The organism is Jatrophihabitans sp. (assembly GCF_051960575.1).
Taxonomy (GTDB): Bacteria; Actinomycetota; Actinomycetes; order Mycobacteriales; family Jatrophihabitantaceae; genus JBQCEE01.
In genome coordinates, this window is record NZ_JBQCEE010000154.1 from 1 (window position 1) to 12,649 (window position 12,649).

A 12,649-nucleotide genomic window follows, 5' to 3' on the forward strand; every position below is an offset into this window, starting at 1 on the left:
CACCTCGGGACCGAAGCGGTCGACGACGGCGGCAAGCCCCGGCGTCCCAGGCTCGACGACCTCGCGTTCGATAGCGTCCGCGTCTATGATCACGGCGCCGTTTTAGGCCAGCCGAGCCTCGACGGTCGACTTGCCCGACCCGACTCCACCCGTCAGTCCCACCTGCACGTGAGGCACGCTAGTGCAGTGGAGCTCTCGATCGCCCTGCCGACGTCCGGATCCTGGGCCACCCCGGCGAACATCGTCACGGTCGCGCAAGCCGCCGAGCGCGCGGGGTGCCGCGGTGTGTGGACGTTCCAACGCGTCCTCTACCCCGTCGGGACGCCGATGCCGTCGGTCTACCGCAGCGTGCTCGATCCGATCACGACGCTCGCGTACGCCGCGGCCGTCACCAGCCGCGTCCGCCTCGGCGTCGCCGTCGTCAACGGCCCGTTCTACGCACCGGCCGTGCTGGCCAAGCAGCTCGCCGCGGTCGACGTACTGTCCGACGGGCGACTCGACGCCGGCATCGGCCTCGGCTGGAACGCCGAGGAGTACGAGACGGTCGGCCTGCCGATGGAACGGCGGGGCAAGCGGTTCGACGAGTGGCTCGACTGCCTCGACGCCGTGCTGACGAACCCGACCGAGGGGTTCCGGGGCGACTTCTACTCGGTGCCCGCGTCGGAGGTGCTCCCCCGCTGCGTCCAGCAGCCTCGTCCGCCCATCTACATCGGCGGCAGCAGCGAGGCCGCCTACCGCCGGGCCGGGCGGCGGGGCGACGGCTTCATCAGCAACAGCCGCGCGACGCTCGCCGACGTCACCGCCGCGATGAACATCATCCGCGCGACCGCCGACGAGGCCGGGCGGCCCGCGCCGCGCTGCGTCATGCGGGGCGTGACCATGGTGCGCGACGAGGTCCCGGGCGACGACCGCCGCCCGCTGCAAGGCACGCCTGAGCAGATCGCCGCCGACCTGGCGCGGTACGAGTCGTCCGGCGTCGTCGACGAGGTCTTCCTGGACCTGAACTTCGACTCGGACGAGGTCGGGAACGACACCGCCGACCCGCAGCGGTCGCTCGACCGGGCGCTGGGCGTCCTGGAGGCGTGCACCGCCCGCTGAGTCGTGTGACCGACCGGGTGTGTGGCCACGCTGCGGGCGCTGGCACGGCGTGTCACCCCGCAGCGTGGTCACACACGCGCCGGCGCCAGCGGCGACATGACACAGGGCCCGGAGCCGAAGCTCCGGGCCCTGTGTGTCAGACGCTGTAGGTCAGACGCTGAGACCGCTCAGGTCAGCGGCCGGCCAGCTTCTCGCGCAGCGCGGCGAGCGCCTCGTCCGACGCGAGCGTGCCGCCCGTGTCGGCCGACTCGGACGAGTACGACGTCGACTCGCCGGCCTCGTTCGCGGCAGCCGCGTCGGCCTTGCGGGCCTCCTCGAGCTGCTTCTTGTTCGCCTCGAACCGCTCGCGGGCCGCGGCGTACTGCTTCTCCCACGCCTCGCGCTGGGCGTCGTAGCCCTCGAGCCACTCCTGGGTGTCGGGGTCGAAGCCCTCGGGGTAGATGTAGTTGCCCTGGGCGTCGTACTGCGACTCCATGCCGTAGGCGGCCGGGTCGAAGGCCTCCTCGGTGAGGTCGCCCTCGTTGGCCTGCTTCAGTGACAGCGAGATGCGGCGCCGCTCGAGGTCGATGTCGATGACCTTGACCAGCAGCTCGTCGCCGACGTTGACGACCTGCTCGGGGATCTCGACGTGACGCTCGGCGAGCTCCGAGATGTGCACCAGGCCCTCGATGCCGTCCTGGACGCGGACGAACGCACCGAACGGCACCAGCTTGGTGACCTTGCCGGGCACGACCTGGCCGATCTGGTGCGTGCGGGCGAAGTGACGCCACGGGTCCTCCTGCGTCGCCTTCAGCGACAGGGAGACACGCTCGCGGTCGAGGTCGATGTCGAGCACCTCGACGGTGACCTCCTGGCCGACCTCGACGACCTCGGACGGGTGGTCGATGTGCTTCCAGGACAGCTCGCTGACGTGCACGAGGCCGTCGACGCCGCCGAGGTCGACGAACGCACCGAAGTTGACGATCGACGAGACGACACCGGTGCGCACCTGGCCCTTGGCCAGCTTGTTGAGGAACTCGCTGCGCACCTCGGACTGGGTCTGCTCGAGCCACGCACGGCGCGACAGCACGACGTTGTTGCGGTTCTTGTCGAGCTCGATGATCTTCGCCTCGAGCGTCTTGCCCACGTAGGGCTGCAGGTCGCGCACGCGGCGCATCTCGACCAGCGACGCCGGCAGGAAGCCGCGCAGCCCGATGTCGAGGATCAGACCGCCCTTGACCACCTCGATGACGGTGCCCTCGACGACCTCGTCGCGCTCCTTCTTCTCCTCGATAGTGCCCCAGGCCCGCTCGTACTGAGCGCGCTTCTTGGACAGGATGAGGCGGCCCTCCTTGTCCTCCTTCTGGAGGACCAGGGCCTCGATCTCATCGCCGACGCTGACGACCTCGGACGGGTCGACGTCGTGCTTGATGGAGAGCTCGCGGGAGGGGATGACACCTTCGGTCTTGTAACCGATGTCGAGCAGGACCTCGTCGCGGTCGACCTTGACGATGGTGCCCTCGACGATGTCGCCGTCATTGAAGGGCTTGATGGTGCCGTCAACGGCCGCGAGGAGTTCCTCGAGCGAGCCGATGTCGTTGACTGCGACCTGCGGGGTGGTAGGGGACGAGATGGTGGACGTCATGAAGTCGTTGGATCCTGACAGTGGGTCGTGCGGGCGCGCCAGGTCCTGATCACCAAACCGATGAGTGGCCTACTCCATGTCGAGGCCACAGACCTGTCCGCAGGCGGAAGCCTACTCGCCCCGACGGAACACCCCCAAACCCACGAGCATTCCGGACGGAACGCCCTAGGCCTTGAGCATCTCGCGGATCTCGCGGGCGGCGTCCTCGAGGGCCTCCGCGGCGACCGGGACGATGCCGGGCAGCGAGATGTAGCCGTGCACGCCGTCGGCGTAGTTGGTGAGACGCACCTCGACGCCCGAGGCGCGCAGGTGCTCGGCGTACGCCGGCCCGTGATCACGCAGCGGGTCGTGCTGGGCGGTCTGGATGATCGCCGGCGGCAGGCCGCCCGCATCGCCGAGCAGCGGCGAGACGTACGGGTTGGTCGCGTCGGCCTCGACGTCGCGCAGGTACACGCGCGGGGTGTTCTCGAGATCGGCCTTGTACAGCACCGGCCCGTTCGCGTTCTCGGTCTCGGACGGCAGCCGGTGGGCCAGGTCGACCGACGGATAGATCAGCACCTGCAGGGCGATCGCGGGTCCGCCCCGGTCACGGGCCATGAGACAGACGGCGGCCGCCAGGTTGCCGCCGGCGCTGTCGCCCATGACGGCCACCCGCTCGGGGTCGACGTTCAGCGAGGTCGCGTTCGCGACCACCCACGCCGTCGCCGCGTAGCAGTCCTCGGCCGGCACGGGGAAGCGGTACTCGGGCGCCAGCCGGTAGTCGACCGAGACCACGACGACGCCCGCCTTCGCGGCGACGCCGGCGCACCACCACTCCGACTGGTACGGGTCGCCGGACACCCAGCCGCCGCCGTGGAAGTTGACGACGACGGGCAGCGGGCCGCGTCCCGCGTCCTTCGGGCGGTAGGTGCGGATCGGCAGGACGGTGCCGTCGTCGAGCCGCAACTCCCCCGGCTCGATGCGGGCGCGGGCGTCCGGACGGCCGGTCAACAACCAGCCACCGGGCAGCCGGCTCATCCGCTGGCGGCGGCGCCGCGCCCGCAGGATGCGCTCGGGCGGCTGCTGCATCACCGAGCCGCCCTCGAGCAGCTCGATCACGCGCCAGGCGAGCCGGGTGCGGCGGGCGACCGTCACGCGTCCTCCCTCAGGATGTGCATCGTCGGACGACTGGTGAGCGTATCCGCCGGGGCGGCGGCCTATCGTCGCAGCATGGGCTTCGCGGTGCTGGTGCTGCTGGTGGTGGCCGCCGTCGCGTTCACGCGGTTCGCCACGACCACCGCGCACGAGGCCCGCCTGCGCAGCCACGCACGGGATGCCGCGCCGCCCGGCGGCGTGGTCGAGCCCGACGGTGACGGACGTGATATCGGACGCGGGGGGCCCGGTGGCGGCCGCAGCTGACCCGGCGCCGCAGCCGGTCGGCGTGGGGCGGCGCGCGACCGATCCGGCCAGCACCGCGCGGGCCAACCGCCGCTGGTGGGACGCCGAGGCGGACGCGTACGCCGCCGAGCACGGTGACTTCCTCGGCGACGCCGACTTCGTGTGGTGCCCCGAGCGGCTGCGCGAGGCCGACGCGCACCTGCTGGGCGACGTGCGCGGGCGCGAGGTGCTCGAGATCGGGTGCGGGGCCGCGATGTGCTCGCGGTGGCTGGTCGGGCAGGGCGCCCGGCCGGTCGCGTCCGACCTGTCGTCGGGGATGCTGCGCCAGGCGCGGGCGGCGTCGGCACGCACCGGCGTCGAAGTGCCGCTCGTGCAGGCCGACGCGCGAGCACTGCCCTTCCCGGACGCGTCCTTCGACATCGTCTTCACCGCCTTCGGTGCGGTGCCGTTCGTGGCCGACTCGGCTGCGGTGATGGCCGAGGCCGCGCGGGTGCTGCGCGCGGGCGGGCGGTTCGTGTTCGCGACGACGCATCCGATCCGCTGGTCGTTCCCCGACGATCCCGGACCCGACGGGCTCACGGCGACCATGCCGTACTGGGACCGCACGCCCTACGTCGAGTTCGCGGACGACGGCACGCCCACCTACGTCGAGCACCACCGCACGCTCGGCGACCGGGTGCGCGAGCTCGTCGCGGCGGGGCTGCGCCTCGTCGACCTGGTCGAACCCGTCTGGCCCGCCGGGCACACCGAACCGTGGGGGCAGTGGTCGCCGCTGCGGGGCGCGATCCTGCCCGGCACGGCGATCTACGTCTGCGAACGGCCCGGCTGAGCCCAAACGGCTCGCGCTGATCATTACGGTCGACAGGTGCACATCCGTCCCGCCGCGTCCGACGACGTCGCCGCCCTCACCGACCTCGACGCCCGGATCGACACCCACTGGTTCGGCCGGCCGGAACGCAGCGCCGACGAGGTGCGCGAGTTCCTCGACCTGGCCGAGCCGCTCGCCGACAACACCCGACTGCTGTTCGACGGCGACCGGCTGATCGCCGCCGGGCAGCGCTTCGGGCACGACAGCGTGCTGGCGATCGATCCCGGCACCGACGCCGGCCCGGTGTGCGACGTGCTGCTGCCGTGGTTCGCCGAGCGGCCCGGCCGGGTCGAGGCGTTGAGTCGCGACGCCGCCCTCGTCGCGCGGCTCGAGGCGGCGGGCTGGCAGCACGCATACTCGTCGTTCGACCTGCTGTGCGACGTGACGCCGGACCTCCGGCTCGACACGCCGCAGTGGCCGGACGGCGTCACGATCGACGACCTCGACCGGGCGGACCTCGAGGCGGTGCACCGGTTGATCTACGTGGACGCCGCCTGGGCCGAGATCCCGGGTCATCCCGAGCGGAGCCTCGACGACTGGCGGTCGATCTTCGTCACCGACCAGACCGACCTCGCGCAGCAGGTGGTCGCCCGACGCGACGGCCGCATCGTCGGCGTCGCGCTCGGCCGCATCTGGGACGACGGCACCGGCTGGGTGTCGCAGCTGGCGACGGCGAAGTCGGAGCGTCGCCAGGGTCTCGGACGCGCCCTGCTGACCGAGTCGCTGCGGCGCCGCGTCGCCGCGGGCGCGACGTCGCTCGGACTGTCGGTGCAGGCGAGCAACGAGGGCGCGCTGTCGCTGTACCTCAGCGTCGGCCTGCGGATCGACCGCGAGTACCGCACCTACGTCGCGCCGCGCTGAGACCCGCGCCCGTCAGGCTTCGGGCCAGTTGCCGACGTCGGCGCCCGTCGTCGTGCCGGGCACGGTGCCGGGGCGGCTGCCGGTGCGCACCCACGCGTCCAGGGCGTCGATCGTGCCGACGACCTGCCGGCTGCTGAAGACGCAGTGGCCGATGCCGGACGCCGCGTCGACCGCCGGCGCGTAGACCTGCAGCAACCGGCCGGACGTCCCGGCGGCGGCCACACGCTGGGCGAGCACGGCCTCGTTCGCCGGGATCGCGATCGGGTCGCCCAGCCCGTGCAGCGCGATGGTCGGTACCTGCAGCCGTCCCGTCGGGTCGCCGGACGCCTCGGCGGCCTGTCGGGCGGCCGCGTCGGCGGGGAACGGCGAGGTGGCGGCCAGCGCGGCGGCATAGGTCGCGGCGTCGCCGCCGAGGACGGCGACCGCGGCGCTGATCGTCGGTGTCGGCGCCGGCGGCGGCTGTGCCTGCCCCGGATCGCCGCCGAACCGCTGCCGGAAGTCGTGCCCGAGGGTGAGCGCGAAGGTCACGTACGCGCCGAGGTTGTCGGCGAGCGCGGCGAGGTTCGGGCCGGCCGGGTGCTGCGGGCTGCGCAGCGGCAGTCCGAGGGTCAGGGCCAGGTAGGCGACGCGCGCGGCCCGGTCACCACCTGCCGCCGCGGCCTGCGCGATCGCCGTGGTCGCCGCGGCGCCGGCCTGCGCGGCGGCCGCCCGCGACGCGAAGCCGGTCACCTGCAGGTCGGGCAGCAGCAGCGCCCTCGTCGCCCAGATCGCCTCGCGCATGTTGTCGAAGTTGCGCAACGGGCCGGCGACGACGCCGCACATCGGCGCCGCCCCGTCGACCCAGTCGGCGCCCTCGGCGAGCAGGGTCGTGATGAGCCCGCCCATCGATCCGCCCCAGGCCAGCGTGCGCTTCGGGGTGCCGTGCAGGTACACGAAGCGCTCGTAGAGGGCCTTGTCGGCCGCGGTCGCCTGCTGCGGTGTCCACCCCGCGGCGGTCGAGGATCCCGCGAGCGCGTAGCCCTGGCCGAGCAGCGTCGACACGACGGGGTCGGACGGCAGCCCGAGGTCCTCACCGACCGAGACGACGGCCCGTCCGGGACGCGGGGTCGCGGGGTCGCGGTAGCCGTGTGTGTAGACGAGCAGCGTGCCGTTCCAGTGCCCGGGCAGACGGATCACGTAGGCGGCGCCGTCGATGCTGCCGGTGCACGTGCCCCTGCAGCGCTGTCCGTCATTGCTGCTGCTGCCGGACGAGCAGCCAACGGCCGCGACGGCCGCGACCAGCACGGTCAGCAGGGCGATGATGCGACGATGCACCGGGCGACCTTATCGACGTGTGCTGAACGACGGTTGATGGTCAGCACGTGCTGACCATATGGTCAGCAGGTGCGAACCACTGCTGGACAGCTGGCGGACGCAGCCGTACTGCGCCGCGCGGCGACGGCGCTCGCCGCCCGGGCGCGGGTCGAGCGGGCCGGCCACCTCACCCTCACCGAGGTGGCGGTACTCGGCCGCGTGGCCACCCACGGACCGATCACGCCCGGCGAGGTCGCCGACCAGCTGCGGATGGTGCCGCAGTCGTTGACGCGGTCGTTGGCGTCGCTGCAGCGCCGGGGCGCGATCCGGCCCACCCCCGACCCGACCGACCGCCGGGCCGCGCTGCTCGAGATCACCGACGTCGGGCGCGCGGCGCTGCGGGCGGAGATGTCGCCGCGCGACCGGTGGGTGGCGAGGGCGATCGCGGAGATCTGCACGCCCGACGAGCAGGCGACACTGCGTGCCGCGGCGGCGCTGATGCAACGCCTCGTGGCGCACGGCGGCGGGGTTGCGCCCCTCGAGCCGTGACCCGCGCCGCGTGGGTGTGCGCGCTGCGCGACGCGGCGCGGGTGATGACGGCGGTGCTCGGCAGCTTCGGGTGTGCCGTGGCCCTGCACCTCGCCCTCGACGTGCCGGTGCTCGTGGTGGTGCTCTCGGTCGTGCTCGCGCTGACGCTCGGCCGGGTCGGGCGCGGCGAGCACGGCCTGACCGCGCTGGTGACGGTGCCGGTCGTCGGCGAGGCTGCGAGCGGCGTCGCGTGGCTGATCCTGCACGAACCGTGGCTGGGCCAGTCGCTGCTCGTCGTCGGACTGAGCGTCGGCATCCTCGCTCGGCGTTTCGAGGGCAGGCTGCGCGACGCGGGCCGGCTCGTGTCGTTGCCCTTCCTGGCCGTGCTGGTGACGCCGGCCGTCGGGCCGCCGACCGGTCTCGGTGGGGCGTTCGTGTGGGCACCGGTCGCCGGCCTGCTCGCGCTGGCCTGGACGTCCGTGGCCCGCGCGGTGGTCGGGCCCCGGCCCGGTCTCGACGCAGCTGCCACGGCGCCGGCGGCATCCCCGCCCCCGACGGCTCAGGCTGCGACGCGGCGTCCGAGCCGGCGCCGTGTCGACGTGCCGACCAGCATGGCGCTGCAGATGGCGCTCGGGCTCGCCGCCGCGCTGGTGGCCGGGCACCTGCTCTTCGGACGGCACTGGCCCTGGGCGGTGCTCACCGCCTACATCGTGGCGAGCGGCAACCGCGGGCGCGGCGACGTCGCGCACAAGGCGGTGCTGCGGTCGGTCGGCGCGGCCGCGGGCACGATCGGCGTCGCGCTGTCGCTCGGGCGTCTGGACGCGGGTGATCAGCGCCTGCTCGTGGTGCTCTTCGTCGTGATGGCCGTCGGCCTGGTGCTGCGCGCGTTCGGCTACGCGTGGTGGGCCGCGGCGATGACCGGCATGCAGGCGCTGCTGCACGCGTACAGCGGCATCAGTGGCGACCGTGGCAGCGCCGTGCTGGTCGACCGGCTCGGGGGCATCGTCGTGGGCGGGCTGCTCGGTGTCGCGTCCGCCTGGTTCGTGCTGCCGGTGCGCACCGGTGACCTCGTGCGCCGCCGCATCGCCGACTGCCTCGCCGCCCTCACCGACGACCTGGCCGCGCCCCCGCCCGCCGCGGGCCTCGGCGCCTGCGCGGCCGCCACCGCAGCAGCAGCGGACCGGCTCGGCGAGCTCACCCCGGCGCTGCGCGCAGGCCACACGGCGCACCGGACCACGCGGCGCCGACACGTGCACCCGTACGAGGCGGTTCAGGCGCTGCGGGCCCTGGCCGCCGATCTGCCGACCGACCCTGTCGAGCGGCGCCGGTTGCGCGGGCAGGTGGTGCGGGTGCGCCGCTCGATGGTCGGCAAGGACGCGCCCGACCCGGCCGAGCTGCGCGCCGAACTGGCGACCGTGCTCGCCGTGGTGGCTCGCTCGCTGACCGCCGAGTGAGCCCGCGAGTGGCGGGCCGTGTGCGCCGAGGGTCAGTGCGCGGCGTCGTGCCAGGTGCGGCCGACGCCGACCGAGACGTCGAGCGGCACGTCGAGGTGGAACGCGCCACCCATCTCGCGCCGCACCAGCGCCTCGACCGCGTCGCGCTCACCCGGGGCGACCTCGAGCACCAGCTCGTCGTGCACCTGCAGCAGCAGCCGTGACCGCAGCCCCTCGTCGGCGAGGCCGCGGTGCACGCCGAGCATCGCGACCTTGATGATGTCGGCCGCGCTGCCCTGGATCGGCGCGTTCAGCGCGGCGCGCTCGGCCATCTCGCGCAGGTTGCGGTTGTCGCTGGTCAGGTTCGCGAGGTACCGGCGCCGGCCCATGATGGTCTCGGTGAAGCCGGTGCGGCGGGCCTCCTCGACGACCGAGCGCAGGTAGTCGCGCACGCCGCCGAAGCGGCTGAAGTACGCGTCCATCTGCCCGCGCGCCTCGTCCGTGCTGATCTTGAGCTGCTTCGAGAGCCCGAACGCCGACAGGCCGTAGGCCAGGCCGTAGGACATGGCCTTCACCCGGCGCCGCAGCTCGCTGTCGATCTCCTCCGGCGGCAGGTCGAAGGCGCGGGACGCGACGAAGGTGTGCAGGTCCTCCCCCGTCGTGAACGCCTCGATGAGGCCGGCGTCCTGCGACAGGTGCGCCATGATCCGCATCTCGATCTGGCTGTAGTCGGCGGTCATGATCGCCTCGTAGCCCGGGCCGACCGTGAACGCTTCGCGGATGCGCCGCCCCTCGGCCGTGCGCACCGGGATGTTCTGCAGGTTCGGGTCGGTCGACGACAACCGCCCGGTGGCGGCGATGGTCTGGTTGAACGTGGTGTGGATGCGGCCGACGTCGTCGACCAGCGGCAACAGGCCGTCGACCACCGACTTCAGCCGGGCGACCTCGCGGTGGCGCAGCAGCAGCTCGAGCACGGGGTGCTGCGTCTTCTCGTACAGGTCGGCGAGCGAGTCGGCGTCGGTCGTGTAGCCGGTCTTGATCCGCTTGGTCTTCGGCAGCCCGTACTGGTCGAAGAGGATCTCTTGCAGCTGCTTCGGCGAGCAGAGGTTGAACGGGCGCCCCACCATCGTGTGCGCCTCGCTCTCGACGTCCTTGATCTGCGCGGCCATCTCGGCCTGGAACGAGACCAGCGCGTCGGTGTCGACGGCGATGCCCACGGCCTCCATGTCCGACAGCACGTAGGTGAGCGGCAGCTCGAGGTCGGTGAGCAGCTTCATCTGGTTGCCGGCGTCGAGCTCGGTGGCGAAGGCCTCGGCGAGGTCGCGGATCGCCGTCGCCCGCACCGTCTCGACCTGCGCGAGGGCGTCATCGGACTCGTCCGCGCCGCCGTCGAGGGTGAGCTGGCCCGACTCCTCGACGTTCGAGCGCAACTCGCGCCGCAGGTAGCGCAGGGCGAGGTCGGCGAGGTCGAACGAGCGCTGGTCGGGACGCAGCAGGTACGCGGCCAGCTGGGTGTCGCTGGTGACACCGGCGAGCGTCCAGCCGTGCTGGCGCAGCGCGAGCAGCGGCCCCTTCACGTCGTGCACGCTCTTCGGCACGCCCGCGTCGGCGAGCCAGCCGGCGAACGCCCGCTCGTCGTCGGCGGTGAGCACCTCCGGCACCAGGAACGCGGCCGCGCCGTCGGCGGCGGCCAGCGCGATGCCGGTGAACTGCCCGACGCCACGGCCCCACGTGCCACGGAACGCCACGCCCACCGGACGCCCGTCGCGGGCGTGTTCGTCCAGCCACTGCGCGACCTCGTCCGGCTGCAGCCGGCTGGTGGCGACGTCGAAGCCCTCGTCGGCCTCGGGCTCGGCCGCCGCGACCGAGGCGAACAGCCGCTCCCGCAACACCCGGAACTGCAGGTCGTCGAAGAGCTGGTGCACCTCCTCGCGGTCCCACTGCTGCCGCTCGAGGTCGGCCGGCGTGATGTCGAGCGGGACGTCGCGGACGAGCTCGGTGAGCTGCCGGTTGCGCAGCACGCTGGCGAGGTTCTCGCGCAGCGCGTCACCGGCCTTGCCCTTCACCGTGTCGACCCGCTCGGCGAGTGCGACGAGCGACCCGTACTCGCGCACCCACTTCGCGGCGGTCTTCTCACCGACGCCGGCGATGCCGGGCAGGTTGTCCGACGGATCGCCGCGCAACGCGGCGAAGTCGGGGTACTGCGCGGGGGTGAGCTCGTACTTCTCCTGCACCGCCTCCGGCGTGAAGCGGGTCAGGTCGCTGACGCCGCGGCGCGGGTAGAGCACCGTGACGTCGTCGCTGACCAGTTGCAGCGCGTCGCGGTCGCCGGTGCAGATGAGCACCTGCATGCCGTCGGCCACGGCCTGCGTCGTGAGCGTCGCGATGACGTCGTCGGCCTCGTAGCCCTCGACGCCGAGGTAGCGGATGCGCAGCGCGTCGAGCACTTTGCGGATCAGTTCGACCTGGCCGCGGAAGTCGTCGGGCGTCGTCGACCGGCCCGCCTTGTAATCGGCGTAGGCCTCCATGCGGAAGGTCGCTCGCGAAACGTCGAAGGCGACGCCGATGTGCGTCGGTTCCTCGTCGCGCAGCAGGTTGATGAGCATGGACGTGAAGCCGAACACGGCGTTCGTCGGCTGACCCGTCGAGGTCTGCATGTCGACCTCTCGCAGCGCGTAGAACGCGCGGTACGCGAGCGAATGACCGTCGAGGAGCAGCAGGCGAGGCACGGCTCTCACTCTAGAGAGCGGGTCTGACAGCAGCCGCGGGTCAGGCGTGCTCGGCCGAGCCGGCCGCGATCGGCGGCCGCGCCGCCCGGCCGAGCCGGGCACGCCGCAGCACGGCCACCCGGCTGCCGAGATCGGTCATGCCGAGGGTGCGGCGCAGCCCGGGCACCGGCGCGATGCGCTGGGTGACGAGCGGCTTGAAGCCGAGCCGGGCGAGGTAGCGGTTGCCCTCGCGCGACTGGGACGTGGCGGTGGCGAGCAGGTGGTCGATGCCGAGCTGCTCGGCCAGGTGCACCGACCCCGCGAGCAGCGCCCGGCCGACGCCGCGCCGGCGGTGCGTCGGCGCGACCATGAGGTGCGACACGTGCAGCACCGGGGTGAGGTCGATGGCGCCGATGTCGTCGCGGCGGGCGGCGAGCAGGCCGACGACCGTGCCGGCGTCGTCGACGCCGACGAGCAGGTGCCGCTCGGCGTGGCCGATGATCTCGGTGAACCGCTGGCCGAGGTGCTCGGGCGACGGGTCGAGCAGCGGGCGGCCGCTGAACAGCCCGGCGTTGAGGTCGAGCGACCGCGCCAGGCCGACCAGGCCGGGGACGTCGTCGACGGTGGCCGGACGGACGCGGACACCAGGTCGTGACACGACGCTCCTCCGGCTGGTCGACGAGTGCTCGGGCGTCACCCTCGAGGCAGCCGGAGATCGACGGCGCGCCAGGTAGCTGAGCTGGCAACTACTGCGCGCGCACCTTCCGTCGAGGTCACGATCCGGTTACGATTCGCGCCCCGCCGGCACCGCGGCGGCGGAGGTCAGCCGCCGAGGTAGGCCTTGGTCAGCGACTCGTCG

The 12,649-nt window shown here is 73.0% G+C and carries 11 protein-coding genes and 1 pseudogene; 6 read left to right on the top strand and 6 right to left on the bottom strand.

The window, feature by feature from the left end; genetic code table 11:
• Positions 1–168: pseudogene (locus tag ACTHMS_RS08780) on the bottom strand (dephospho-CoA kinase); the annotation flags it as partial.
• 18 nt (positions 169–186) lie between these two features.
• Between ACTHMS_RS08780 and ACTHMS_RS08785 the strand changes: the two are divergent.
• Positions 187–1,098, top strand: coding sequence for a TIGR03619 family F420-dependent LLM class oxidoreductase (locus ACTHMS_RS08785; protein WP_440306283.1), 912 nt, complete (start codon positions 187–189; stop codon positions 1,096–1,098).
• Positions 1,099–1,270: 172 nt separating this feature from the next.
• Here ACTHMS_RS08785 and rpsA read toward each other — a convergent pair whose 3' ends face one another.
• Together rpsA and ACTHMS_RS08795 are read right to left on the bottom strand one after the other, a co-directional pair.
• Entirely contained in the window at positions 1,271–2,722 is a 1,452-nt protein-coding gene (gene rpsA, locus ACTHMS_RS08790) for a 30S ribosomal protein S1 (RefSeq protein ID WP_440306284.1), read from the bottom strand.
• Positions 2,723–2,887: 165 nt separating this feature from the next.
• The gene (locus tag ACTHMS_RS08795) at positions 2,888–3,856 is read right to left on the bottom strand and encodes an alpha/beta hydrolase (RefSeq protein ID WP_440306285.1); all 969 of its coding nucleotides are present in this window, start codon (positions 3,854–3,856) and stop codon (positions 2,888–2,890) included.
• A gap of 75 nt (positions 3,857–3,931) precedes the next feature.
• On the opposite strand from ACTHMS_RS08795, the gene ACTHMS_RS08800 reads away from it, so the two are divergent.
• Genes ACTHMS_RS08800 through ACTHMS_RS08810 form a run of 3 tightly spaced genes read left to right on the top strand, consistent with a single transcriptional unit; the run spans position 3,932 to position 5,828 of the window.
• The gene (locus ACTHMS_RS08800; RefSeq protein ID WP_440306286.1) at positions 3,932–4,120 is read left to right on the top strand and encodes a hypothetical protein; all 189 of its coding nucleotides are present in this window, start codon (positions 3,932–3,934) and stop codon (positions 4,118–4,120) included.
• Complete coding sequence (locus ACTHMS_RS08805; RefSeq protein WP_440306287.1) at positions 4,071–4,928, top strand: class I SAM-dependent methyltransferase; 858 nt, start codon at positions 4,071–4,073, stop codon at positions 4,926–4,928. Before ACTHMS_RS08800 ends, ACTHMS_RS08805 begins: the two co-directional genes overlap by 50 nt.
• A 36-nt stretch (positions 4,929–4,964) precedes the next feature.
• Positions 4,965–5,828 (top strand): GNAT family N-acetyltransferase, encoded by an 864-nt coding sequence (locus ACTHMS_RS08810; protein ID WP_440306288.1) that lies wholly within the window; start codon positions 4,965–4,967, stop codon positions 5,826–5,828.
• Between the two features lie 12 nt (positions 5,829–5,840).
• Here ACTHMS_RS08810 and ACTHMS_RS08815 read toward each other — a convergent pair whose 3' ends face one another.
• Complete coding sequence (locus ACTHMS_RS08815; protein WP_440306289.1) at positions 5,841–7,142, bottom strand: hypothetical protein; 1,302 nt, start codon at positions 7,140–7,142, stop codon at positions 5,841–5,843.
• A 69-nt stretch (positions 7,143–7,211) separates the two neighbouring features.
• On the opposite strand from ACTHMS_RS08815, the gene ACTHMS_RS08820 reads away from it, so the two are divergent.
• Positions 7,212–7,670 carry a MarR family winged helix-turn-helix transcriptional regulator gene (locus ACTHMS_RS08820; RefSeq protein WP_440306290.1) on the top strand — a complete coding sequence of 153 codons (459 nt, stop codon included), beginning with the start codon at positions 7,212–7,214 and terminating at the stop codon, positions 7,668–7,670.
• Positions 7,667–9,103, top strand: coding sequence for an FUSC family protein (locus ACTHMS_RS08825; RefSeq protein ID WP_440306291.1), 1,437 nt, complete (start codon positions 7,667–7,669; stop codon positions 9,101–9,103). Before ACTHMS_RS08820 ends, ACTHMS_RS08825 begins: the two co-directional genes overlap by 4 nt.
• 32 nt (positions 9,104–9,135) lie before the next feature.
• Here the strand turns inward: ACTHMS_RS08825 and polA are convergent, their stop codons facing one another.
• A complete protein-coding gene (gene polA / locus ACTHMS_RS08830) occupies positions 9,136–11,820 on the bottom strand; it encodes a DNA polymerase I (protein WP_440306292.1) in 2,685 nt (894 codons plus the stop codon).
• A 31-nt stretch (positions 11,821–11,851) separates the two neighbouring features.
• On the bottom strand, positions 11,852–12,448 hold the full coding sequence (locus tag ACTHMS_RS08835; RefSeq protein WP_440306293.1) for an N-acetyltransferase family protein: 597 nt from the start codon (positions 12,446–12,448) through the stop codon (positions 11,852–11,854).
• Positions 12,449–12,649 lie beyond the last annotated feature (201 nt).

What these genes read in the sequence shown, in the direction of transcription:
- ACTHMS_RS08800 (WP_440306286.1), top strand. Translation starts at nt 3,932, where the DNA reads ATGGGCTTCGCGGTGCTGGTGCTGCTGGTGGTGGCCGCCGTCGCGTTC.
- rpsA (WP_440306284.1), bottom strand. Translation starts at nt 2,722, where the DNA reads ATGACGTCCACCATCTCGTCCCCTACCACCCCGCAGGTCGCAGTCAAC.